The sequence below is a fragment of the Desulforegula conservatrix Mb1Pa genome, from assembly GCF_000426225.1.
Lineage (GTDB): Bacteria > Desulfobacterota > Desulfobacteria > Desulfobacterales > Desulforegulaceae > Desulforegula > Desulforegula conservatrix.
Map to the genome: position 1 here is coordinate 53,243 of NZ_AUEY01000009.1, position 23,734 is coordinate 76,976.

Genomic DNA, 23,734 nt, shown 5'->3' on the forward strand with positions numbered 1-23,734 from the left:
AAAACCATAAGTTTTTTGCCAAGCTTTTTTTCAAAAAAGCGGCCTTGCTTTACATAAGGCCTGCTTTTGGTTTTTGGTTAAAAGAGTCCTAAAGTCCCTCATACTCAGTGTACTGGCATGAATGAACAGCCTCTCTTGATTCACCGATATGGCCTTCAAAAGATTTTACATTTTTTTCAACCACTGTGCCTGAAGGAAGTATTGCGGAACGCTCGGTATAATAAACAGACATGAATGGTTTTTTTGAAATGCCGAGCTGCTTTATGGATTCAGCCACAGGATGATCTCCGAATTTTACGAATGAACCCTTTGTAAATACAGAAACCCTTTTTATTCCTGTCTGAGGGATTACGGTTTTGATCAGTTCCTCGTTTTTCACGGAATAAGTTGTAAGAGGCTTATTGTCTTTCATCGAAAAGCCTCTGCGCATCACCTGAATATCAAGTATTTTTCTGCCGTTATCCTGCATATTGCATCCCAGATATTCTGGAGTGATTTTGAAATTCATGTCAGCCACGAATTTTGTGTATCCCCATTCTCCTCTTCCTGCATCCCTCGCAAGCACTTTGGTGACAGGAAGGTGCTGAACAATAACCCCGAATCCAGGGAAGGAGCTTTCAAGCATGGCCGGAAAAAAGCCTGTCTTTGGAGTGGTCTTTTTTCCGTATACAACTGGTATTCCGACTGGGATTTCTCCATATGAGCCTATGCTTGTGTCTATGTAATTATAGGCGGCAATGGCTATTATGGCTTTACCGTTTGGCATTACTACAGGGTGAAGATTTTTTGATGGCATGATTGCCTGAACTTTATCAAGATCTGCCGTGAAATACAGGCCAAAAAAATCGTCCCTGAAATAAAGGATAGGCAGATCAAAGTTCGCCATTCCATAAGTTACATTCTTGCCTGGTCTGGTATTTCTGAAAAAAGATTTCATGTGGTTCCCCTTATTTCTTTTCAAGATATTTTAATTTTTTCAATGGAAAAATTCCAAGAAGAGCCTGAACCTGCTTTGCGTCACGCATTCTTTTTTCCTGGCCGAAATCCTTCATATAGCCGACTCCGCCAAGAACCTGAACTCCGTTTGTTGTCAGATCACATGCTGCTGAAAGGACATGTATGGCCGCAGCCCTCGATGCATGCTCCCATCCAGGGAAATTCTTTTCCACCAGCTCGCATGCCTTTGCCACGACCATTTCCGCAACTTTTGATTGAACAGCCATATCAGCGAGAATCATTCTGAGTTCTGACCAGTTGATTATCTTGCGGCCTCCCTGATTTCTTTTGCTCGCATAATCAAGGGCTTCTTTGAGAGATCCTTTCATTATCCCGCTTGCCATTGCAGCAGTGGCCAGATGCATGGTATTTGCGGCTATCTCAAAAATCTCAGCTCCTTTTCCTATATGCCCCGCTAATCTGCCCTTCGCGTTAACGAGTTCCAGATCAACTGCCTTGCAGGCGTGCATCCCTAAGCTTGTCACAGGTTTGCCTGTCTTGACTCCTGTCTGATTGAAATCTACCATGAACCAGGAATAACCGTCCTGACCCTTTATGCGTCCGGGTATCAAGGCTCTGGAGGCAAGTTTGGCCGGAACAACATAGGGAATCTGTCCTGAAAGTATGTAAGAGTCCTTGTCTGGAATCGCATCAGCAATATGCTCAACCTCAGAAGGATTATTGAAACACGGGCAGGCGACTATTATCTGATTTGCCGAAGCGCCATTTTGCCTGGTTTCTTCAAGCAGATCCTCGGCACCTGCGCAGACAAGCATTTTCATTGAAAAGGCGTGGCTGAAAAGAATGCAGCCCATGCTTGCGTCATCACAGCAAATTTCTTCAAGTATGGCGCACAGGCCTGTTATTCCAAGTCCGGTTCCGCCGAATGGCTCAGGAATTGCCGAATGGAAAAAATCCATATCAAAGGCCTTGTCCAGAATGCTTCGGAGCAGTTCATCGGCGCCTTTGTTGTCCAATTCTTCACGGTTTTTTATCAGCTCTTTTTTTGAAAAATCAGCAGCTGTTTTTTTTATCATGGAGAGGGTGTTTGCATCTGCGGTCATTTTTTTTATGCCTCCGGCGGGTCGCTTTTTGGAAAAAGCTCCGCAAAAACTTTATGGTTTTGAAAATAAATATGATTTTTGTAACTATTCAGTTAGCTTTTTAAAGGGATGGCTTCATTCTTGGAAACCCCTTTTGGTAAAAAGTGTTTCATGAAAATTTTAAGAAAGTTATGCGCAACGGATTCAGGCAACAAATTCAAAACCTGAAGTTTTTTGCCAAGCTTTTTTTCAAAAAAGCGTCCTTTTAAAAGGTTGAATTTCATATTTGGTGAATAGTTACTTATTTTTTTTTATTGTTTTATTTGTTTAGTCTCCGAAGACATCAGAATCAGGTATGTTTGGGGCTATCAAACATTTAAACAGATTAATGCGGTTAAGCTGGTTAGTGCCTTCATAAATCTGCATCAGCTTGGCGTCCCTGAAATGTTTCTCAGCTCTTTGATCGTGCCTCAGCCCTGCCTGTCCCATAAGCTCCAGAGCGAGGTGGCTGTTTTTCATTCCTGCGTCTGTTCCCGTGAATTTTGCAAGAGAAGCAAAGCCTGATGTTCTTTCGATCTGCTTTTCTGTCTGCTGGTCAAAATGTACTTTCCGCAGCAGCCATGTTCCCATGCTGTGGAACATAAAAGGGAAGACCAGTTTTTTCATGATAAATGCCGGAGTGAATTTTGTCATATAATAGACAGGCTTCCAGTTAAGGAGCCTGAATACCCCATCGATGCTGTTCGCGTAATTGCTCTCGAGATAGGAAAGGCGGCCAAGTTCAACATTCTTGTACATTTCCGCAAGCATGCCTTGGGCCCATTCATGTTTTACGAGAAGTTTTCCTTCAACTTTTGTTTCTGACGCAAATCTGAGCGCTTCCTCGTAAGCCCCTCTTGCAACGCCAGTTCCAAACGCACAGACTCCGGCTCTGGATGCTGAAAAGATATAATCAATAATCTGCATGGTTGTTGAGGTATGGCTTCTTTTGAGTTTTGATGCCTGTGAGGGATCAATGCAGACATTTTTGTCCTCAACAAAAGTGTCACGAAAAACAAGCTCACTTGCAGGACATGATTTCTGGCCCATTTTTTTTTCTGTGCGCCCGAAAGAAAATCCCGGTGTGCCTGTTTTGACAGCGAGAAGAACAAGATTTTCAGAAGGTTTTTTTGTGCTGGCAAAAGAAAAAAGAATATGCCAGGTGGATAAATGCCCGTTAGAAATAAAGACTTTTGTGCCGTTGACAGCATATCCGCCCGGAGCTTTTTTGGCATGGCAGGTTATGACGCCTTTATCCATGAGGTCAGTCTCTTCGATGTCTGTTCCTGCGTCAGGTTCTGTCAGAGCAAGGGAAATCAGGCATGGTTTTCCGGTTTTTTCTCCTTCGACAACTTCATTGCAGATTTCCATGATTAATTTGGAATTCCAGCCCGAGATAAGAGTCCCGAATCCAAGATAATGAACTCCTATAAGATTGGCCATGCCAGCGCATACAGAGGCGATTTCTTCCAGAAAAATGGCAAGAGAAGTGAGGCAGAGCCCTTTTCCCCCGAAGATCCTTGGAATCCATAGTGAGTATAGTCCCCATCTGTTTGCCGTTTCAACGAACTCCCAGGGCAGATAATCAGGATTTTCAGTTATCCTGTTTTCAAGTTCCAGAGTCATTGGCCGGACAACTTCTTCATTGAATTTTCTGGCCAGGGCCACGGCTTTCTTAATATCCCTTACAACGTCTTTGGGCTGGGCTGCGGCTGCATTCACGCCGCACAGCATCTCTTCAAAACAGGGAGCCTGATTCAGCCATGAATTTATTTCTTTGCGTTTCATTTGTTGTTCCTTTTTTAAAAAAAACTGGATTGCAGCGGGGTTGTGAAATAAACCGGCTCTTAGTTAAAGTGCCGTTCGGATTGCTTTTCTTTAAAACTTAAGAAAAAAATCAGCTTAGGGGTGTGGGCTGATTAATTCAGGTCATATATTTCAGAAGCTTTATATTAACATCTGTGTTAATTTGGTGATTAAATTAACAGTGGTGTTAATTTAAATCAAGAAAAAATATTTATGCAGATTTTCATGATATAAGGGACAGATGGATAACAATAAAAAACCAACTCTTCAGCGCAGGCGGGGGCGTCCTCCAAAACAGGAAGACCAGCAGTCTTTTGACCGGGTTATAATAGATGCTGCCGCAGATGTGTGTGCTGTTCATGGATTTCATGGGACAACCGTGGAGCTTATTATTCAGGATGCAGGGGTATCAAGGCCGACTTTTTACCGTTTTTTCAAGAACAAGGATGATGTGCTGAAAAAAATGGCAGTTGAGATCAATCAGGATCTGGTTGATACTGTCATAAATGCCGTGAAAAAAGCGGAAACAGTAATTGAAAAGATTGAAACAGGTGTGGACGCTTATATAGACTGGGGAATAAGGCGCGGGGAGATTGTTAGGGTTCTTTATAACGCTCTTTTTGATCCTGCATTTCCTATTCCCGAGATAAGGCAAAACACGTTCCGGCAGTTGACCCTGCTTTTTGTCGAAGAGCTTAAAGAAGCTGATAGACCTGCATTTGATCCTTTGTTTATTGATGCTCTGATAAATACAGTGGAATATCTCGGAACGTCTCTTTTTACAGGCAGGGATAGTGAAAAGAACCTTGCCAGGGTAAGAAACATTATCCTCTATTTTTTGAAAAGCTCTTTACTCGGAATCAGGGAAGACGCGCCTGTGGCTCCTCAGCCTGATGGGGCTGTTTGATGATGGGGATGTCGCAAAAAGTCCGATTACCGTCATTCCGGCGCAGGTCTGAATCCACAACTATCTGAAAATACAAAGATGCCTGATCAAGTCCAGCATGATATCGGCGCCTTTTTTTGCTTTTTGCGGGGCCATCAATATTTGAATCTGTTTATGAGTGCGGATAAATCCGCGGACAATTTGCCAAGCTCATTCGAGCTTTCCTTCAGTTTTTCCATGCTGTCAGCCGTATTTTCAGAAATAACAGACACGGTATTTATGTTTGAAGCTATTTGACGAAGGCCCTTGGCAGATTCGGTCACATTAATGGCAATTCCGCTCGCGGCAGTTCTGGCATTCTTCATGTTGTAAGTGATTTCTTTTGCTGTATTGTTCTGTTCATGGACTGATTTTACTATTATTTCGGAGATTTCAGAGAATTCCATGATGATCTCGGAAACTTTTTTAATGGCATTGATAACCTCGTCTGTATCTGCCTTCATATCACCAATCTGCCCTGATATTTTGTCTGTGGCTTCTGTTGTTTGCCTCGCAAGATCTTTTACTTCAGATGCAACAACAGCAAAACCCTTGCCTGCTTCTCCTGCACGCGCGGCCTCGATTGTGGCATTTAATGCCAGAAGATTTGTGCTGTCTGCAATTTCATTAATGATACCTGTTATTTCAGCTATGCTGGCGGCAGAATTCCCGAATTTAACAATCAGATCCTGCATAGCTGTCATCTGCCGTTCGGCCTCTGATGCTATTGCAGACTCATGCTGACAATGGCGCGAAACATCATTTATGGACAAGCTCATTTCTTCTGCTGCTATTGTTGCCGCATCAACCAATAAAGTCATATCTTCGGCGGATCTTGCCATCACGTTTATATTTGAACTTGCCGCTTCAGTTGAAGAAGACACATTTCTCGTCTGGGTTTTCATTTCTTCAGTATTTGCTGCTATCCGCTTCGAACCGGTTCTCATATTATCCGATGATTGCGTGAGTTTCTCTATCATTGTCAGAAGCTGCTTAACTATGGCCCTCAGCCCATCCGACATTTTTTTCAGGCCGGTCATTCCCTTGCCCAGTTCGTTTTTGCCCGCTCCTTCCAAGCATATTGTTTCCTTGAGATTTCCCGAGCCTATGGCCTCCATGATTCTGACGATCTCCTGAAAAGGGTTGGTTATTGAAAGAATGAATCCATAGGCTATCCCGCCACCAAGCAGAATAGCAACCAAAGCGATCATAAGGGTCAGGTATTTGATTTTTTCAAGCCCTGATTCGAACTCATCCTCATATCCACTGTAACCTATGACCCAGTCCCACTCAGGATAACTCACGTAAGAAGCCAGCTTTTTCCGTGAATAATCTTTGCCCTTGTCGACCCAGGGATACCATTTTATCTTTGCCTCGCCTTTTTTAAGATTTTTGCTGTCATTTATAATGTCCTGGATGAAATACCTGCCGTCAGCGTCCTTTGAATTCCAGATGCTTTTTCCATCCATTTCCCTGTTCTTGGAAAGGATATAGTCTCCTTTTGAGTTTACAATCCAGATATATCCGGTTTTTCCGATCACAATCTTTGCAAAGGTTTCCAGAAGCGATTCCTGGATTTCCTGCTCCGGTATACCCACAAAAATGGCTCCTATTATTTTGCCGGACTTATCTTTAAACGGCTCATAAGCAGTTAGGTATTTGGAATTTACGACAACTGCGCTGCCAAAGTATGTTTTGCCTGCAATGATTGACTGATAAACAGGTGACTCCCTTGGGATATAGGTGTTGACAGCTCTGCTTCCGTCATCTTTGGTTACGTTTGTTGAAATTCTGAGCATGCCTTGGGGCTCGATAATCTGAAAGACCGTTGCCACGACTCCGATGTCTGTTTTTATTCCGTCAACAATGCTGTAATCTCCGGTAATCGCTTTACCATCAATTTTCATGGCATATATGGCCACTTCCTCTGTCTGGTTTGTGACCTGATTTGTGATTTTAAGGTTCAGCTTTTCATTTTCATCAATCTCAATGCTTTTTTCATTGGAACCACCTTTTAAAATTACAAGTCTTGCTGTAGACAATGCGATTTTAAGCTTTTCCATTGCCGAGGTTTTCTGGTTCTCGACAGTATGATATATCTGTCTGCATTGATTGTTGAATAAAATCTCCAGCTGTCCCCTGGTCTCTTTATTTATGGTCGTATATGTTACGACTGAAACCGCTATGAGTGATATAGAGACAATAGCTATTATAATTCCCATCAGCTGCCATTTAATGCTTATATCTTTTAATTTCATAACAGCTCCTTCTTTACAGCCTGATTTTATAAATTCGAACTTAGAAATTATGATCTGCGAATAAATAAACAGATTATTGCTTTATATGGGTATGGTCTCGTAAAAACAGATTGAAGAGAAAACAAGAAAGCAGGCGGCGCTGCTCCCATCTTGGGATATTTGATTTGTAAATTATATTAATCTATTTTGCTTAAAAAAACAGCATTATAATTCAGGATGTGATCCTGTTTTTAGGCCCTGGAAAAGGGCAGCCCTGCATTTTCATTTCAAGAACCTGATGAGCGGATAAAAAGATAATGTGGTTTTCGATTTAACACGTTAAGCCGAGTTCCTCCGGCGGGTCGCTTTTTGTAAAAAGCTCCGCAAAAACTTTATGGTTTTGTTAGTAGGCAAAAAACTGATATTTTTAGAGTTTTAAAAATGTTAAGCCCATGAACTTTCAAATGTTACTGAGGATTGAGCATAACCACATAAATTTATGTCCAGTTATCTGTAGGTTATAGATTCGTTCAGTTTTGACAATGTCGCAAAAAGTCCGATTTTCGTCATTCCGGCGTAGGCCGGAATTAGTGTTTGACTTATTCAAACCTACATTTTAAATACTTATTTGAAATATGCATTTGATTATATGGGAATGATATGAAAATAAAAAAATCCGATGTTGCCATGAAAAAGCTGTTAACTGCTGCAAGCGACGTATTTGCAGAGAAGGGCTTTCGTGACTCGACTGTGGCCGAGATATGCAAGCGTGCCGGAGCAAATATTTCTGCCGTCAATTATTATTTCGGAAGCAAGGAGGCTCTGTATCAGGAGAGCTGGCGTCACTCCTTTGCCGAATCAGTAAGAGTTCATCCCCAGGACGGAGGTGTAAGAGATGATGCTCCTGCCGAAGACAGGCTCAGAGGGCAGGTGAGGGCGCTTATGGCAAGGATTGCCGATGAAAATAACAGGGACTTTTTTATATCTCAGATGGAATTTGTTAATCCCACAGGCCTTCTTGAGGAGGTCATGAAGTCCGAGCTTATTCCGCTTCGTGAAAAGACCCTGGCCATAGTCAGGGAGCTTTTGGGGCCGGGTGCCACAGATGAGCAGATTCTTTATTCCGAAACATGTATAATCAGCATGTGTCTTCATCCCATGCTGATCAGGAGAGTAAGGAAAATGGCAAAAAAAACTGAGGCTCCGGTCATCATAGACGATCTCGGGGCGTTTGAGGGTCATGTAATGAAATTTGCTTTGGCAGGGATTGCCTCTATTCGCCGGGAAATTAAAACGGATTTGAGCCATGATTAAGATATTAAGGGAAAAATACACTGTATGGGTTGTTGTCCTCTTGCTTTTTGCAGGCTCTGGACTGGCGATTAAAAAAATATTTTTCGGCAAACCACGCGCATCATTTATAACGGCCGATGCCGTCAAAATGGATATTGAGGAGAGCGTTCTGGCCAGCGGCACTCTCAAGGCTTTCAAGACAGTAGCTGTCGGAGCACAGGTTTCAGGACAGCTAAAGACTCTTCATGTGGCCCTCGGAGACAAGGTTGAAAAAGGGAAGCTTCTTGCGGAAATTGACCCCGTGCTTCAGCAGAACACTTTAAAAGATGCCGAAGCCCAGGTGGAGAATCTGCGCTCCCTTAAATCCGCCAAACAGGCCCTTGTTAAACAGTATGAGCTGACTTTGAAAAGACAGGAACAGATGAGCGCCAGGGATGCGGCATCAAGGGCTGATCTTGAGAGCGCCCAGGCCCAGCTTGAAAGCAACAGATATGAAATATCCGCCCTTGAAGCCCAGATAAAAAAGGCTCTGATTGCCGTCGATACTGCAAAGGCCAATCTTGGGTACACCATGATAAATGCTCCCATGGACGGAGTGGTCATATCAATAGATACGGAAGAAGGCCAGACAGTGGTTTCAACCCAGTCTGCGACAACAATTCTGACCATGGCTGATCTTGACACCATGACGGTCAATGCCAAAATATCAGAGGCCGACGTAACAAGGGTTAAACCAGGTCTTACAACATATTTTACCCTGCTTGGGGATTCGGATTTCCGCTATTATGGCAAGCTCAGAGCCATAGAGCCAGGGCCTGTTTCAAGCTCCACCTCCGGCTCTGGGACCGGTAGCAGCACAAGCACCAGCAGCTCAGGCACCGCTGTCTATTATTACGGACTTTTTGAAGTTCCAAATGCTGACCATAGGCTCAAGGTTTCCATGACCGCCCAGGTCACGATTGTCATGAACCAGGCGAAACAGGCTCTGTGCATACCTGCGTCAGCTATTATTGATAAGCAGAAAGACGGGCGGTCTACTGTCAAGGTTCTGATCGGGGATGTCGCAGAAACCCGGACAATTCGCACAGGAATTTCGGACAATGTTCAGATCCAGGTGCTTGAGGGGCTGGAAGAAGGCGCCAGGGTCGTAATCGGCGACAGCGCTGATCTGCCTGCGACTGAATCAAGCGCGTCACATCCTCCTCCTCCGGGCGGGGGGCATTGATGATGGACAGACCTTTGCTTGAGCTTTCCGGGCTGGTGCGCTGGTTTCTAATCGGTGGCCAGGAAATTCCTGTGCTCAAAGGAATCGATCTTATCATCCGTAGCGGAGAGATGGTTGCGATTGTCGGGGCCTCTGGTTCGGGGAAATCTACCCTGATGAATATCCTCGGCTGTCTTGACCGTCCGAGTGAAGGACTCTACCTGATCGACGGCAGGGAAACAGGTACGCTTAATAGTAACGAACTTGCGGAATTGAGAAGGGAACATTTCGGTTTCATATTCCAGCGCTATCATCTTATGCCCCACCTGACCGCAGTCCAGAATACAGAAATTCCGGCTGTCTACTCAGGAATTAAAAAGGGCGAACGCAGGGCCAGGGCAAATGAGCTCCTTAACAGGCTCGGTCTTTCTGACAGGGTCGATCATCATCCCAATCAACTGTCAGGCGGTCAGCAGCAGAGGGTTAGTATTGCAAGGGCATTAATGAACGGAGGCGATGTAATCCTTGCAGATGAGCCGACAGGCGCGCTTGACAGTAAAAGCGGCCAGGAGATGATGGATATTCTCCACGAGCTTCATGGTCTCGGCCATACCATTATCCTTGTAACACATGACATGCAGGTTGCCAGCCATGCCGAAAGGATAATTGAGATAAGAGACGGCGAGATTGTCCGAGATACTCCGAATCTTGCGGTTCAGGAAAAGAAAAAAAAGGCGTTTATTGAAAAAACAAAGGCCGAAAGATCAGTGTCTTTTTTCCAGGCCAACTGGGGGCGTTTTGCAGAAGCCTTCAAGATGGCCACGGTTGCCCTTGCATCACACAGGATGAGGACATTGCTCACAATGCTTGGAATCATCATAGGCATCACATCGGTGGTGTCTGTTGTGGCTCTTGGTCAGGGAGCCCGTCAGAAGGTTATAAATGACATCAGTGCCATGGGTACGAATGTCATAGGCATAAATCCTGGAAAAGACTGGGGAGATGAGGATGCCTCAAGCATCCAGACCCTTGTACCGTCTGATCTGGAAGTGCTGAAAGGCCAGGTTTATGTTGACAGCGCGACTCCTTCCACTGGTGGAAGTCAGCTTCTGCGTTACAGGAACATCACAGCCAATGTTTCGGTCAATGGAGTAGGTGAACAGTATTTCCGTGTCAGGGGATACGAAATGGCAAAGGGCGTTCATTTTGACTCAAATGACGTGGCTCGCCAGTCCCAGGTGGTTGTAATAGACAAGAACACCAGCAAGAAATTTTTTGCCAAAGAAGATCCCGTGGGCAAAGTCATATTTATAGGCGCTCTTCCATGCAGGATAATAGGAGTAACCAAGGAAAAGGAAGGCCCTTTCGGCAGCAGCCAGAATCTTGAAGTGTGGATTCCTTATAGCGCTGCCATGAGCAGACTTCTGGGGCAGCAGTATTTCAATTCCATCACAGTGAGGGTCAGGGAAGGTGTTTCCAACCAGATCGCAGAGCAGAGCATAATAAAACTTCTCAGGCAAAGACACGGTCGCAAGGATTTTTTCACCAACAGCAGTGACAGCATAATGAAGACTGTGAACAAGACAACCGCCACCCTTACCCTGATGATTTCGGCCATAGCCGTCATATCCCTGGTTGTCGGTGGTATTGGCGTTATGAACATAATGCTTGTGTCAGTAACAGAGAGGACGCAGGAAATCGGGATCAGGCTTGCAGTCGGTGCACGTCAGGACGATATAATGCAGCAGTTTCTGATAGAATCGGTTCTTGTTTGTCTGATAGGCGGTCTGATAGGAATCATACTTTCATATGGAGTGGGGTTCATCTTCAGTCTGTTTGTAAAGAGTTTTGCCATGAAATTCTCTTTTGTATCGATAATTTCAGCATTTCTTTGTTCAACCATAATCGGCGTTCTTTTCGGCTTTCTTCCTGCCAGAAACGCGGCCAGACTCGATCCTATCGAAGCGCTCGCAAGGGAGTAGTATGGTTGGCAAGGCTTGGAAAAAGAATATTCCGAAGGCTGGTGCCTGGTTTATTTTACCATCTGGCAGAGACTCGAAGTTTTTGCGGTGATTCAAGAATGACAAGGCCACAAAAAGTCAAAATAATGCGTCGGCGTCATGCCGGACTTGATCCGGCATCCAGTTTTTTCAATTACTTCTGGATTCCGGCTTTCGCCGGAATGACAGCAATTGGACTTTTTACGAGTCCATCAAGAATAAAAGGAAGATTTAACTGAAAATAATGCGTAGAAACATACAAAAATATCTGATTGCCTGTGCGATAATAATGATTTCAGCCATATTGTCATGCGGTTGCGGCTCCCTTCTTCCTCGTAGCAAGTATACATTGCCTGAGGTGGAAATGCCGCAGACTTGGCAGGGTGAAAATATCACCGGAGCAGGAGTTGCGGCCGGAGACAGATGGTGGATGGATTTTAATGATCCTGTTTTGAGTGATCTTGTTGAAAAGGCGCTTAAAACCAATAATGATCTGGCCTCTGCCTCAATCAGGGTCAGGCGTGCCCAGCTGAACGCAGGGCTTGCAGATACAAATCTCACCCCGTCCGTGAGCGTCGATGCAAGCGCCAGCGGTATGCGCAATCTGGAAAATCATAATGACAGCAAATCGGGCAGTGTCACAGCAGCGGCAAGCTACGAGCTGGATCTGTGGGGCAGGCTTGAAAGCATACGGGACGTGAGCCATTGGGAGGCCGAAGCGTCAGAGTCTGACAGGCAGAGCATTGCCCTATCGCTTATTGGGACAACCGCGACCGATTACTGGCAGATAGCCTATCTTAATGAGCGCATCTCCTCTGCCGAGTCAAGTGTCGCATATGCTCAAAAGACTCTTGGACTGGTTGAGGTGAAATATAATGCAGGCGCTGTTTCCGGTCTGGATATTATCCAGGCCCGCCAGTCCCTGTCAACCCGGAAAGCTGAACTGACGAGCCTCGTTCAGCAGCGCACGGAAGCGCGCAATGCCCTCGCAATTCTTTTTGATCAGGCTCCTGAAAATATTGTGCCAGAACGAAAAAAACTGCCTGATGGCCCGCTTCCCAAGGTTTCATCAGGTCTTCCTGCAAACTTGCTTGGCCAGAGGCCTGATCTCAGGGCCGCTGAACAGAGGCTCAGAAAATATCTGGCAAATATTGACAGCACAAAAGCAAGTTTTTATCCTGCCTTGACTTTGACAGGCAGCCTTGGAAGCAAAAGCGCAAGCCTCGCCGACGTACTTCAGAATCCTTATGGCACACTTGGCGCAGGAGTGACATTGCCTTTCATCCAGATGAACACCATGAAGCTGAGTGTGGAAATTTCAAAAACCGAGTACGAGGAAGCTGTGGTCAGTTTCCGTAAGACTCTTTATACGGCTTTTGGCGATGTTGAGAATGCGCTTTCCGGCCGCACCTGTTATGAAGAAGAGAACAAGCTTCTCAAAGAATCACTTACTTTGGCCAAAAAAGCCGAGGATCTGGCTGAGGTCCGTTATCGGGCAGGTTCAACAGAATTGCAGTTATGGCTGGATGCCCAGGAAAGTCGCCGTAGCGCCGAAAAAAATCTGGCTGGAAATCGTCTTAATCTTCTAAAAAGTGTTTTGAAATTATATCAGGCAATTGGGGGAGGAATGTCTGATCACGGTTCTGTTTCAAGCAGATGAGATGTGGGGGGCGACATATCCGGGCAGATATACTCTGACCTAGCATATTCTGGGAAGCTGTTCCCCTGTCAGCATTGGGATGATTCTTTCCCCTCCGATGCGCGTTTTCATAATCACCTTTGAAAGTCCTGGTTGGCTCACTTCTCCGATAACCGAGACGTTTTGGCCCATTTCATGATTTCTCATTAGTGCCACAAGTTTTTCCGCGTCTTTTGCGGCCACCACAGCCACAAGCTTTCCTTCGTTGGCCACGTAAAGGGGATCTATTCCAAGAAGAGAGCATAAAGCCGACACTTCTTTTCTGACAGGAATTGCCTCTTCATCTACCCTTATGCTGGTTCCTGCATTTTCAGCAATCTCGTTCAGAATGGTTGCAAGTCCGCCCCTGGTTGGGTCCCTTAGTAATCTGATTTCTGCGCGGCTTTTGATCATCTTTTCCACCAGATGGCAAAGTGGCGCAGTATCGCTTGAAATTGAAGCCGGAAGCTCCATATTTGCCCGGGTTGCCAGAATCGCTATGCCGTGGTCGGCAATCGTGCCGCTTATGATGATTTTATCCCCTGGCTCCATGCATTGTCCGCAGAACGGGGTTCCGCTTATGACCCCAATGCCTGAGGTTGTGATGAAAATTTTATCGGCAGCGCCCTTTGCAACAACTTTCGTGTCTCCTGTTACAATTTTGATGTTTGCCCTTTCAGCCGCCTTTGCCATGTCGCTTATAATAAGATCAAGATCTGAAACAGGGAAGCCTTCTTCAATGATAAAGGCGCTGCTTAGATAAAGTGGTTTTGCTCCGCACATGGCCAGATCGTTTACAGTGCCGTTAACCGAAAGGCTGCCTATGCTTCCGCCTGGAAAGAAAATCGGGTCGACCACGTAGGAATCGGTTGTGAAAGCAAGCCTTGTCCCATGACCGTCAATAACAGGCAAATCAAAAACAGCCCCGTCTCCGAGCCTGTCAAGTAAGGGGTTTCCAAGCGCAGGGAGTATGTGGCCTCTTATCAATTGCTCCGAGCGATAACCCCCGCTGCCATGATCCATAAGAATGACTTTGTCTTTTTTTTTCATATTAATGCCGTTTTGTGGTGTGAAATGTCTTGTATGGTTGACAAGGCCGCAAAAACTCCGGTTCCCGTCATTCCTGCGCAAGCCGGAATCCAGAAGTGTCTGAAAATCTGGATGCCGGATCTGGTATGGCACGACGCCGTTGTCTTTTTTTTAGTTTTTGAGAGTCCATGATCTTTAAATAAAATTGATATTATAACAGATGCTTACTTGTGTATTCACCTCTATGATTTTTATCATTGAAATGCTTTTTCCGAGCTTTTTTCAAAAAGCGGCCCGCCGACATTCGGATCAATGTCTGATTACGAGCAAAGGACGCTCTATCCCGGCCTATTAATTGGCCTATGACTCGGCATCATTTTTCCAGGCCCTCGGGCATATTTATTCTCCGTAATGATAATAAGCAGCACAGGTTCCTTCACCTGAAACCATGCAAGGGCCAACAGGATTGAGAGGCGTGCAGACTTTTTTGTACAGAGGACAAGACTGTGGGGTGGCTTTCCCTGTGAGGATTTCGCCGCAGGCACAGCCAGATGGATCTGCCTCATCAGTTGGTGCGATTCCGAAAGCATGGCATGGGTCGAATCGTCTGTAACGCTCTGAAATTGCAAGGCCGCTAGCGGAGATTACTCCTATACCACGCCATCTGGAATCAGTAACGTCAAAAACCTCATTCATCATATTCATTGCTGGTTTGTTGCCTTCGGCGCTCACTGCCCGTTCATAAGTATTATAAAATCCGGTTTCGCCTGATTCAAATGCCCTGATCAGTTCTGCGATTCCCCTTAAAAGATCAACTGGTTCGAATCCTGTGACGGCAGCTGCTCGCCTGCTTGTCTTGGCCACGGATCTGAAATAATCAGCTCCTGTCATTGCTGAAACATGGCCCGGCAGAATCAGGCCGTCTATGGAGGAATTCCCTGATCCCATGACTGCTGAGATTGCCGGAGGGGTCAGCTTGTGTGACGAATAGACAAAAAAATTGGCCAGCTTCATTTTGTCAGCTTCTTTTATTGCTGCGGCAACTGTGGGTGCTGTTGTTTCAAACCCTACTCCTGCAAAAACTACCCGCTTCGAAGGATTTTTCACGGCCAGATCAAGGGACTCCATCACTGAACAGACCACCCGGACGTCAGCGCCTCCGGCACGTTTGTCCTGAAGAGAACTGGATGTGCCCGGAACCCTCATCAGGTCTCCGAAGGCTGCGAGTATTGTGTTCTCTTGACCGGAAACAGATATGATTGCATCTATGTCGCAGGATGGTGTCACGCATACCGGGCATCCTGGCCCTGAAAGCAGGGTGACGTGGGCTGGAAGAAGGGATCTTATCCCGTTTTTGAAAATAGAGACTGTGTGTGTGCCGCAAACTTCCATGAGAGTCACCGGGCGGGTGCTTATATCACGTATATGTCCGGCAAGCGCCCTGCATGTTGAGGTATCTCTGTAGCCGTCCCTCCAGTCAAATGTCATGGCTTTACCTTTTTAACCAGATGGTTTTGGCATGTTGCGGCCGCTATTCCTGCCTGTCCCAGGGAAAGACCTCCGTCGTTTGTCGGTACGATGGAGTGGGTGAGCACTGTGAGATTTTTTTCTGAAAGGGCTTTTGAAAGTCCTGAAAGAAGCCAGGCATTCTGGAACACTCCGCCGCTCAAGGCCGCTACACTCATGCCTGTTTGTTCTGCAAGCCTTGAACTTATTTCTGCAAAGATATTAATCACGGTGTTGTGGAAGCGTGCGCTGATTATTTCTTTGTCAACATGGGATTCAAGATCACTGACAATGGCCCGGATCAGTGGCTTCATGTCAGGAATAATGATTCCGTCTGCTTCATGAATTTTATCCGGCAGAACTTCATCCATAGAATATCCGGGGATGTCCCAGGGAGCGTTCAGTGCGCACATTTCAAGGGCCATGGCTGCCTGACCGTCAAAGGTATTCATCTGGCAGAGGCCTATGATGGCGGAAACTGCATCAAAAAGACGGCCCATGCTGGATGTCAGGGGAGAATTGATCTTCCTCTTCATCATATGTACGAGGGTTTTGGCCTCTGAAATCCCGGTTTTTTTGAAAATCGGCACATCGAGATTCCACATGTCATCACCAAAAGTATTGTAAAGCCAGCTTATCCCCATGCGCCAAGGCTCTTTCACTGCTGCGGAGCCTCCTGGCATTGGAACAGTCTCAAGGTGGGCTGCGCGTATATATTGTTTCCTTGAGGCTATAAGAACTTCGCCGCCCCAGATTGTTCCGTCATCCCCGTAGCCTGTTCCGTCAAAGGCTAAACCGATCACGTCTCCGTTATATCCATTTTCCACCATGCAGCTCACGATATGGGCGTGGTGATGCTGGACAGTTATGGCTTCGGCATGCGGGAAACTCTTCCCTAAGCCGGAAGTTATATAGTCAGGATGGCTGTCGTTAACCATGAGAGACGGATTTGCATCAATCAGCCTGCGCATGTGGCACGCTGTTTCATGGAAAAATTCAAGTCCGGAAGGTGTTTCAAGATCTCCGATGTGCTGGCTTAAAAACGCAGATCCGCATTTAACCATGCATAATGTGTTTTTCATGATTCCGCCAGTTGCAAGGATTTGCGGTGTGTCATTTATCATGCTAACTGGCATGGGGGCATATCCGCGTGAGCGCCTGATCAATCTGAATCTGTCATCTATCCACCGGCCAACCGAATCATCGCTTCTCATATGAATATCCCTGTCGTGGAGAAGAATTCCATCAGCCATTCCGCTGAGCGAGGCAATGGCGTCCTGGTTTTTGCAGATTATGGGCTCGCCTTTTCTGTTGGCGCTCGTCATGACAAGAATAGTCTGATTCTTTTTGAAAAGAAGAGCATGGAGCGGCGCATATGGCAGCATAACCCCGATCATGGGATTTCCGGGAGCGACGTCTTCGGCTATTTTCCATTCTTTTTCCGGGGTTTTCTTTTTTTTAAGAATTACGACTGGTCTGGCAGAGGACATGAGGACGCCAGCCTCACCTTCGCCAACCTCGGCAAAAGACCGAACTGCGTCCAGAGATGCTGCCATCACGGCAAAGGGTTTGTCACCCCTTGCCTTCAAATGTCTTAGCCTTGAAACTGTTTCCTGGTTTGTAGCGTCAGCTGCCAGATGAAACCCGCCTATCCCTTTCAGCGCAACAATTTTCCCGTTTTGAAGCATGGACACAGCCGCCTCAATGGCATGCCTGTCCGAAAGTTCAGGCTCTTTGCCATGGTAAAGAAAAACTTTTGGGCCGCATACATGGCAGCATATGGTCTGGGCGTGAAAGCGCCTGTCGCCTGGGTTCCCGTATTCGGAACTGCATTCCTTGCACATGGGGAATGAATCCATGGTTGTGTTTATTCGGTCAAAGGGGATATCCTTGATAATGCTGAACCTTGGGCCGCAGTCCGTGCAGGTGATAAAAGGGTAAGCTGATCTTCTGTTTTCAGGGTTTCCCATTTCTGACAGACATGAATCACAAACAGACGCATCAGGAGGAACCATCGTGCCGCGTGTCTGATTTTCAGTGCTTGTTTCAATTGTAAATCCATCGAAATCCTGGAGGTGAAATGGTTCCACCAATATTTCCGTGATTCCTGAAAGTTTAGGCGGCGCATCGGAAAGACATTTTTTGAAAAGGGTGATGGCGCTTTTCCCTCCCTGTATTATGATTTCAACCCCTTCCCTCGTATTTTTGACTTTCCCGGTCAGCCCAAGTCTTTTTGCATTATTATGGACAAATGGCCTGAACCCCACCCCCTGAACCATGCCCTTCACGATTATCTTTTCGCTGACGGTTTCAGATTCATATTGGCTGGGTATGGCATCAAATGACATGGCATTTATCTTTCAGGAATGGAAAAATGTTTCAGAATTTCAAGGGTTTCAAGCGCCGCTGTTTCGTCTATTCTGCTTATGGCGCATCCTGCATGTATGATGAGATAGTCACCTTGAACCGGATTTTCGATCAGCATGAGATTTACGGTCATGCTAATCCCGTCTGATTCCACAATACCTGTTGATCCTGCGATACTTGTCAGCCTCATTGGGATGGCTATGCACATGGATTTCAAGTCCCCTGGGAAATGTTTGCCGTATTTTTTTGTTTCAGGAATCTGTCATATGAAATTCCGGAGCATAGGCAAAATGAAAAAATGATTTACATCATGGACTAATACTGTTTACGATAAACTAAGGTCGCATTTAAAAACAACTCCTAATTTCAGCCCACAATTTTTATATAGGTTCACGCATGCATGAACTGTCAATCGCAGTACAGGTCGTCGAATCAGCCATCAGGGCCATCCCTCCTACTCTTGCCGGGCATCAGGTCGAAAGGCTAACCCTTGACATCGGAAAAATGTCGAGCGTGACTGAAACCAGCCTGAGGTTCTGTTTTGAAATGGCATCCAGGGGCACATCCCTTGAATCGGCGGAACTGGTTGTTAACGAAATCCCTGTGACTGCGGAATGCCGGGCATGTCTGACCGGGTGGACTATCCTCGAACCCGAGTTTCTGTGCGGGAAATGTGGCAGCTACGATATCAAGGTATTAACCGGGCGGGAGCTCATGATTAGGTCCATAGAGGTAAGGGAGAAAAAATGAAATTGAAAGGCGCCATGCAAATCAATCCTCTGTGAATGGAGAAAGTTAAATTGACAAAAATATCCGCAGTTCTTTATAATCACTTAAAGAACATCAATTATATTATGTGGCTCTGCCTGATTTTCAGTTAAAAAGTGCCTTTTATGGTTAATTTGCCATCAAAAAAGGGTGATGCGTAGGTCGGATTAGGACGCCCTTTGTCCGTAATCCGACGTTAAGCCGAGTGCCTCCGGCGAGGCTTTATAACCCAATAGACCAAAATCAGATGAAGCGTATTCGTTCGGCTGTTTTGAAGTTGATAGGGCGAGTGCCTCGAGCGGGGCGCTTTTTGTAAAAAGCTCCGCAAAAACTTTATGGTTTTGTTAGTAGGCAAAAAACTGATATTTTTAGAGTTTTAAAAATGCTAAGCTCATGAACTTTCAAATGTTACTGAGAATTGAGCATAACCACAATTATATTATGTCCTTTGGTACATCACCAAACACTCATAAGTCCATAAGACCGTATTAACCCCCTGATTTTGTAAGGCCAGTTCATTGGCAAATACTTGCTCTTTCTTTTCTCCGGCTGATAAGGAGTAATTCAGACGTGAATGATCTCATTGATACAAGAGCCTCACTTCAGGAGGCTATGAATTTTTTAGGTGCGCTTGCCAGCGGCATCGAGCATGCCATAGGCGATTCGTCGAACGGCATATCATATCTTGCCGGAAAACGCCTGGGGATGCAGTTTTCGAGCGGAGCCCCGGTTACAGACGATATCGAAAAGGCCATCCTGACGATCCGCAATGTTCTTGTGAAGAATAAATGTTTATGGCATTTTGAGCCTTTCAAGCCACATGACCGAACGTCCATGGTGCTGTCCAAAGGGGATGGAGATGAAATTCTTCTTGTGTTCAGCGACTGCATGATCAGGCAGGCACTTTTTAGATTCGGCCACTCCCAGAAAGGGTCTCTGTGCAATATGATGAACGGATTCTTTTCAGGCGCCATTCTTAACATCATGGGGTGTGATTCCACCCTTCAGATCATGCATGCAGGTGAAAACGGCTGTCTCAAAAAACTGACGGTCAAAAGCAAAAAAAGCAGCAAAAATTTCGTCGACGATATTATTCAAGGAAACGAGGAGACCAGATGAGCGGAGATGAAACGAAAAACAGTGCACCTGTAAATCCGGTTTCAGTGAATCTTGAATGGCTGAGCGATTGCGGCGGATGTCATGTGGCGGTCGTGGATCTGCATGAAAAAATTATCCAGGTTCTGGAATCTGTCCAAATACTGAGATGTCCCGTTCTCACCGATATCAAGGGGTATCCAAAAGCACGGATAGGACTTGTTTCCGGTGCTGTCAGAACCGAGCATGACCGTCATGCAGCCGAAGAAATGCGGAAAAGCTGTGACCTCATAATCGCCTGGGGCTCATGCGCCGTTTATGGCGGCATAGTTGGTGCCGGAATAGTTCATACCAGAAAGGAAATTTTTGACACGGTCTATATTAACGGGAAAACGACGTCATCCCATGTTAGCCCGTCAGTTGAAGTATCACCATTTGAAAAATTTGTGCTGCCCATAGATGAAGTCATAGATGTGGACATGTACCTTCCTGGGTGCCCTCCTCATCCTGCTTTTGTGTTCGATGCGCTCATAGCCCTTGTTGAGGGCAGAAGCCCCAAGGCCGCCAAGCGTTCGGTGTGCGGAAGATGTAACCGTGTAATGGAAAAAACCGAAGTGGACACCATAAAAAGCAGCTCCACTGGAATTCCTGACCCTCATCTCTGTTTTCTCAGCCAGGGGTATATCTGCATGGGATCTGTAACTCTTGACCGATGTCTGGCTCCATGTCCGACCAACGGAGTTGTCTGTACTGGCTGTGCCGGAGCCACCATGCAGGTTTTGACTGAGCCAAACAGGGATATAAGGACGGAAATTGCAGACAGGATGTCGCGGCTCACCCTTATCCCTCGGAAGACAATAATTTCTGAAATCGAACGCACCGCAAAATCCCATTACTCCTACACCATGGCCTCATCCATGATTGGAGAAAAACCAACCTTCCTTATCAAGAAATGGCTTTCTGACGTGGAGGCAAGTTATGAATAAGACCATCACCATAGATCCGGTAACCAGGATAGAAGGGCACGCGCGGGTTTTTCTGAATATCGGGGACGACGGCTCCCTTGCCTCTGCCGGTCTTGTGGTCAACGAACTCCGGGGATTCGAGAGGATTCTTGCCGGTATGGAAGCTGACCGTATGCCCCTCATCACGGCGCGTATTTGCGGAGTCTGCCCCGCTGCCCATCATCTTGCAGCATCAAGGGCTCTTGACAGTGCGGCCGGTGTAAAGGCGCCGCCCGCAGGGGAGCTTTTCAGGGAGCTTCTTTGTCTTGGTCATCTTATTCACTCCCATGTTCTGTCTATCTTTGTTCTTGAAGGGCCTGATCTTGTTTTTGGTCTGGATTCAGATCCTTCTGTCCGAAATGTTGTTGGAATTGTGCAGGCAAATCCCGAGCTTGCGAAAAAAGCCCTGAGATGCAGAACCCTTGGCCAGAAGATCGGCGAAATGGTCGGGGGGAGGGGGATTCATCCTGTCACGTCTGTGGCTGGTGGCATCACATTTGTTTTGGATAACGATAAAAAGCAGCATCTTGTGACCTGGATAAACGAGATTAATGCACTTGTCCCTGAACTTGCCGCAGCAGCCAAGGGGCTTCTCCTTAAACAGATTGATCTCCACCCATCGCTTATGAAAGGTTGGGTGATTCCGTCGTGGCATTTAGGGACTATGAAAGATGGCAACGCAGGCATGATGGGCGACACGCTGAGGGCTGTTGATGACAAGGGCAATGTAAGGGTCGAATTCCCCACAAAAGACTATGATAAGCATCTGGTGGAATCAGTGGTGGACTGGTCGTATATGAAGGAAGTCAGGATAAAGAATGATGGAGCCCTCCATGACTACCGGGTTGGCCCCCTTGCCAGGGTGAACCTCGCGGACGGTTTCGGAACCAAGGCAGCAGATTCAGAGCTTGCTGAAATGCGCAGGCTTGGAGGGAATCCATGCCACGCCGTGGTTTTTCAGGCTTATGCAAGGATTGTGGAACTGCTGCATGCCAGCGAGCGGGCCAGGGATATCATCAATGATCCGGCCATACATGGAGAAACCAGGATTCCCGTAAAATTTCAGGGGGGGCGGGGTGTGGGCCATGTGGAAGCGCCAAGGGGAACCTTGATCCATGATTATGAGATAGATGAAAATGGCATTGTTCGTTCTGCAAACCTTATTGTAGCCACCCAGCAGAATTATGTTTCCATCAACAAGACCATAGAAAAGGCTGCAGCCTCCCATGTCATAGGAAGGCCGGACGACGCAATGCTTCTTAATGCCGTCGAGTTCGGGATCCGCTGCTATGATCCGTGCCTCTCGTGTGCCACCCACGCTCTTGGAGCCATGCCCATTGAAATCGTAATAACCGAGAATGGAAATACACTAAGAACCATAAGGAGGGACTCCTCATGGTAGTAATTAATCTCCACGAGCAGGCATGCAGGGGATGCGGCATGTGCGCGGAAATATGCCCGACCAATGTGTTCGAATACGACTCTAAAAGTCACCAGGCCCTGATAAAGCATCCCGAAGACTGTATTGCCTGCCTGACCTGTGCTTATATCTGTCCGTCAGGTGCCATTACCCACGAGAATTATCATTCGGTAAAAAATTTTTACAGGGATCACAAGTTCTGGAGCAGAATGGAGAAATTTCTATGAGCGACGAAACCATCATGGGGTTGACCCTTGAAGATCATCAGGCTGCACTCACGGAAGTCGCCTTTCTCATGGACATATTTACCGCCACCATTGACAATATAATGGGTGGTGCCACCTCATCCGTGGGGCGTATGGCTGGCAGGGACACAGCAAAGAAATACCCTGTTTTTTTAGAAAATCCTTCACTTAAAGAAGCTGTTGCAGTTGTTGCTGAAAGGATGAAAGCGGGTTTCGTAATATCACTTGAAGGGGGCGAGGACGGGAATACGATTGTGTTCCATCGCTGTATTCTCAGGGATATCTGCAAGCTGAGGGGAATAGAAATGGGCCAGGCCATGTGCAGGCTGTTCCACTACTATTTCGACGGTATTGTCAATGAACTGGTCAGCAGACCTGTTAAATCGGAAATCACAAATTCCGGGAAATCATGCCTGGTAATTATCAGAACCCAGTGACGGCCCGGTTGGGCGTATCAGCCCTTGTGGTCTGCATAGGCAATGAACTCATCGCAGATGACGCCATTGGATACGAAGTGTATAAACTGCTTCTGAACATGGATCTTCCTAAGGGCGTCAGGGTTGAATTTTCAGGAGTTGGAGGACTCGCTCTGCTTGATCTTCTTGGCGGGGGCGAACAAATACTCATTGTTGTGGATGCGGTTCAGTTCGGAGCTCCGGCAGGCACTATTCACTGTCTTTCATGGGACAAGGTTCCGTCATTCGGGAATCCGTCCATATCGGTTCATGGGATAGGCCTCAAGGAAACCATTGACATAGGAAAGGCCCTTTACCCGGAACTGATGCCTGAGTCCATCATTCTTGTGGGGATCGAAGGGCGCTGCTTCAATCTCATGCGTTATGCAATGACTCCTGAGACAGAGGCAGCCGCAGGCCCGGCAGCCGCATACATCAGAGATAAACTTGATGGTCTCGCAAAAAGCCTAAAAATGGCTTAAGCGTCATGCCGGACTTGATCCGGCATCTTTGTAATTTCAGCCACGTCCGGATTCAGGCTCCCGGTTTTCACCGGGACAGGACTGCGCCGGAATGACGGTAATCGGACTTGTTGTGACCTTGTCAAACTAATAAACTCTTGCA

Annotated in this window: 20 protein-coding genes; 12 read left to right on the plus strand and 8 right to left on the minus strand. The window is 46.4% G+C overall.

Translation table 11 applies throughout. The annotated features are described in order from the left end of the window. Nucleotides 1-88: 88 nt before the first annotated feature. The 3 genes from K245_RS0105695 to K245_RS0105710 form a co-directional block, all read right to left on the minus strand. Nucleotides 89-937 (minus strand): acetoacetate decarboxylase family protein, encoded by an 849-nt coding sequence (locus tag K245_RS0105695; protein ID WP_027358522.1) that lies wholly within the window; start codon nt 935-937, stop codon nt 89-91. A gap of 10 nt (nt 938-947) precedes the next feature. Continuing rightward, entirely contained in the window at nt 948-2,060 is a 1,113-nt protein-coding gene (locus tag K245_RS0105700) for an acyl-CoA dehydrogenase family protein (RefSeq protein WP_035276570.1), read from the minus strand. Between the two features lie 306 nt (nt 2,061-2,366). Next, nucleotides 2,367-3,866: an acyl-CoA dehydrogenase family protein gene (locus tag K245_RS0105710; protein ID WP_027358524.1), complete on the minus strand. Its 1,500-nt coding sequence runs from the start codon at nt 3,864-3,866 to the stop codon at nt 2,367-2,369. A gap of 259 nt (nt 3,867-4,125) precedes the next feature. Between K245_RS0105710 and K245_RS0105715 the strand changes: the two genes are divergently transcribed. Next, nucleotides 4,126-4,791, plus strand: a complete 666-nt coding sequence (locus tag K245_RS0105715; RefSeq protein WP_027358525.1) for a TetR/AcrR family transcriptional regulator — start codon at nt 4,126-4,128, stop codon at nt 4,789-4,791. A 134-nt stretch (nt 4,792-4,925) separates the two neighbouring features. Here K245_RS0105715 and K245_RS0105720 read toward each other — a convergent pair whose 3' ends face one another. Further along, nucleotides 4,926-7,067: a methyl-accepting chemotaxis protein gene (locus K245_RS0105720; protein ID WP_027358526.1), complete on the minus strand. Its 2,142-nt coding sequence runs from the start codon at nt 7,065-7,067 to the stop codon at nt 4,926-4,928. A 639-nt stretch (nt 7,068-7,706) separates the two neighbouring features. Between K245_RS0105720 and K245_RS0105725 the strand changes: the two genes are divergently transcribed. From K245_RS0105725 to K245_RS0105745, 4 genes are all read left to right on the plus strand, one after another. Continuing rightward, entirely contained in the window at nt 7,707-8,360 is a 654-nt protein-coding gene (locus tag K245_RS0105725) for a CerR family C-terminal domain-containing protein (RefSeq protein ID WP_027358527.1), read from the plus strand. Beyond that, entirely contained in the window at nt 8,353-9,564 is a 1,212-nt protein-coding gene (locus K245_RS0105730; protein ID WP_027358528.1) for an efflux RND transporter periplasmic adaptor subunit, read from the plus strand. The genes K245_RS0105725 and K245_RS0105730 overlap by 8 nt, the downstream gene beginning before the upstream one ends. Further along, nucleotides 9,564-11,525: a MacB family efflux pump subunit gene (locus K245_RS0105735; protein WP_232223797.1), complete on the plus strand. Its 1,962-nt coding sequence runs from the start codon at nt 9,564-9,566 to the stop codon at nt 11,523-11,525. The genes K245_RS0105730 and K245_RS0105735 overlap by 1 nt, the downstream gene beginning before the upstream one ends. Before the next feature lie 262 nt (nt 11,526-11,787). Next, a complete protein-coding gene (locus K245_RS0105745; protein WP_035276573.1) occupies nt 11,788-13,203 on the plus strand; it encodes an efflux transporter outer membrane subunit in 1,416 nt (471 codons plus the stop codon). Between the two features lie 39 nt (nt 13,204-13,242). On the opposite strand, the gene hypE is transcribed toward K245_RS0105745, so the two are convergent. From hypE to K245_RS0105770, 4 genes are all read right to left on the minus strand, one after another. Continuing rightward, entirely contained in the window at nt 13,243-14,271 is a 1,029-nt protein-coding gene (gene hypE / locus K245_RS0105750) for a hydrogenase expression/formation protein HypE (protein WP_027358532.1), read from the minus strand. Nucleotides 14,272-14,649: 378 nt separating this feature from the next. After that, on the minus strand, nt 14,650-15,738 hold the full coding sequence (gene hypD, locus K245_RS0105760) for a hydrogenase formation protein HypD (RefSeq protein ID WP_027358533.1): 1,089 nt from the start codon (nt 15,736-15,738) through the stop codon (nt 14,650-14,652). Further along, nucleotides 15,735-18,104, minus strand: coding sequence for a carbamoyltransferase HypF (gene hypF, locus K245_RS0105765; protein ID WP_035276575.1), 2,370 nt, complete (start codon nt 18,102-18,104; stop codon nt 15,735-15,737). The genes hypD and hypF overlap by 4 nt, the downstream gene beginning before the upstream one ends. 5 nt (nt 18,105-18,109) lie before the next feature. Beyond that, complete coding sequence (locus tag K245_RS0105770) at nt 18,110-18,331, minus strand: HypC/HybG/HupF family hydrogenase formation chaperone (protein ID WP_027358535.1); 222 nt, start codon at nt 18,329-18,331, stop codon at nt 18,110-18,112. A gap of 188 nt (nt 18,332-18,519) precedes the next feature. Here K245_RS0105770 and K245_RS0105780 point away from each other — a divergent pair, with 188 nt between their 5' ends. From K245_RS0105780 to K245_RS0105810, 7 genes are all read left to right on the plus strand, one after another. Further along, nucleotides 18,520-18,873 (plus strand): hydrogenase maturation nickel metallochaperone HypA/HybF, encoded by a 354-nt coding sequence (locus K245_RS0105780; RefSeq protein ID WP_027358536.1) that lies wholly within the window; start codon nt 18,520-18,522, stop codon nt 18,871-18,873. A 588-nt stretch (nt 18,874-19,461) separates the two neighbouring features. Beyond that, nucleotides 19,462-20,010, plus strand: coding sequence for a hypothetical protein (locus K245_RS23270; RefSeq protein ID WP_051283911.1), 549 nt, complete (start codon nt 19,462-19,464; stop codon nt 20,008-20,010). Beyond that, complete coding sequence (locus tag K245_RS0105790) at nt 20,007-20,972, plus strand: NADH-quinone oxidoreductase subunit B family protein (protein WP_035276577.1); 966 nt, start codon at nt 20,007-20,009, stop codon at nt 20,970-20,972. The genes K245_RS23270 and K245_RS0105790 overlap by 4 nt, the downstream gene beginning before the upstream one ends. Continuing rightward, a complete protein-coding gene (locus tag K245_RS0105795; RefSeq protein ID WP_027358538.1) occupies nt 20,965-22,392 on the plus strand; it encodes a Ni/Fe hydrogenase subunit alpha in 1,428 nt (475 codons plus the stop codon). Before K245_RS0105790 ends, K245_RS0105795 begins: the two co-directional genes overlap by 8 nt. Next, nucleotides 22,386-22,637, plus strand: a complete 252-nt coding sequence (locus K245_RS0105800; protein WP_027358539.1) for a 4Fe-4S dicluster domain-containing protein — start codon at nt 22,386-22,388, stop codon at nt 22,635-22,637. The genes K245_RS0105795 and K245_RS0105800 overlap by 7 nt, the downstream gene beginning before the upstream one ends. Further along, nucleotides 22,634-23,092 carry a helix-turn-helix domain-containing protein gene (locus K245_RS0105805; protein ID WP_027358540.1) on the plus strand — a complete coding sequence of 153 codons (459 nt, stop codon included), beginning with the start codon at nt 22,634-22,636 and terminating at the stop codon, nt 23,090-23,092. The genes K245_RS0105800 and K245_RS0105805 overlap by 4 nt, the downstream gene beginning before the upstream one ends. Further along, the gene (locus K245_RS0105810) at nt 23,065-23,592 is read left to right on the plus strand and encodes a hydrogenase maturation protease (protein ID WP_051283912.1); all 528 of its coding nucleotides are present in this window, start codon (nt 23,065-23,067) and stop codon (nt 23,590-23,592) included. Before K245_RS0105805 ends, K245_RS0105810 begins: the two co-directional genes overlap by 28 nt. Nucleotides 23,593-23,734: the final 142 nt, after the last annotated feature.

What these genes read in the sequence shown, in the direction of transcription:
- K245_RS0105695 (WP_027358522.1), bottom strand. Translation starts at nt 937, where the DNA reads ATGAAATCTTTTTTCAGAAATACCAGACCAGGCAAGAATGTAACTTAT.
- K245_RS0105700 (WP_035276570.1), bottom strand. Translation starts at nt 2,060, where the DNA reads ATGACCGCAGATGCAAACACCCTCTCCATGATAAAAAAAACAGCTGCT.
- K245_RS0105710 (WP_027358524.1), bottom strand. Translation starts at nt 3,866, where the DNA reads ATGAAACGCAAAGAAATAAATTCATGGCTGAATCAGGCTCCCTGTTTT.
- K245_RS0105715 (WP_027358525.1), top strand. Translation starts at nt 4,126, where the DNA reads ATGGATAACAATAAAAAACCAACTCTTCAGCGCAGGCGGGGGCGTCCT.
- K245_RS0105720 (WP_027358526.1), bottom strand. Translation starts at nt 7,067, where the DNA reads ATGAAATTAAAAGATATAAGCATTAAATGGCAGCTGATGGGAATTATA.
- K245_RS0105725 (WP_027358527.1), top strand. Translation starts at nt 7,707, where the DNA reads ATGAAAATAAAAAAATCCGATGTTGCCATGAAAAAGCTGTTAACTGCT.
- K245_RS0105730 (WP_027358528.1), top strand. Translation starts at nt 8,353, where the DNA reads ATGATTAAGATATTAAGGGAAAAATACACTGTATGGGTTGTTGTCCTC.
- K245_RS0105735 (WP_232223797.1), top strand. Translation starts at nt 9,564, where the DNA reads ATGATGGACAGACCTTTGCTTGAGCTTTCCGGGCTGGTGCGCTGGTTT.
- K245_RS0105745 (WP_035276573.1), top strand. Translation starts at nt 11,788, where the DNA reads ATGCGTAGAAACATACAAAAATATCTGATTGCCTGTGCGATAATAATG.
- hypE (WP_027358532.1), bottom strand. Translation starts at nt 14,271, where the DNA reads ATGAAAAAAAAAGACAAAGTCATTCTTATGGATCATGGCAGCGGGGGT.
- hypD (WP_027358533.1), bottom strand. Translation starts at nt 15,738, where the DNA reads ATGACATTTGACTGGAGGGACGGCTACAGAGATACCTCAACATGCAGG.
- hypF (WP_035276575.1), bottom strand. Translation starts at nt 18,104, where the DNA reads ATGTCATTTGATGCCATACCCAGCCAATATGAATCTGAAACCGTCAGC.
- K245_RS0105770 (WP_027358535.1), bottom strand. Translation starts at nt 18,331, where the DNA reads ATGTGCATAGCCATCCCAATGAGGCTGACAAGTATCGCAGGATCAACA.
- K245_RS0105780 (WP_027358536.1), top strand. Translation starts at nt 18,520, where the DNA reads ATGCATGAACTGTCAATCGCAGTACAGGTCGTCGAATCAGCCATCAGG.
- K245_RS0105790 (WP_035276577.1), top strand. Translation starts at nt 20,007, where the DNA reads ATGAGCGGAGATGAAACGAAAAACAGTGCACCTGTAAATCCGGTTTCA.
- K245_RS0105795 (WP_027358538.1), top strand. Translation starts at nt 20,965, where the DNA reads ATGAATAAGACCATCACCATAGATCCGGTAACCAGGATAGAAGGGCAC.
- K245_RS0105800 (WP_027358539.1), top strand. Translation starts at nt 22,386, where the DNA reads ATGGTAGTAATTAATCTCCACGAGCAGGCATGCAGGGGATGCGGCATG.
- K245_RS0105805 (WP_027358540.1), top strand. Translation starts at nt 22,634, where the DNA reads ATGAGCGACGAAACCATCATGGGGTTGACCCTTGAAGATCATCAGGCT.
- K245_RS0105810 (WP_051283912.1), top strand. Translation starts at nt 23,065, where the DNA reads ATGCCTGGTAATTATCAGAACCCAGTGACGGCCCGGTTGGGCGTATCA.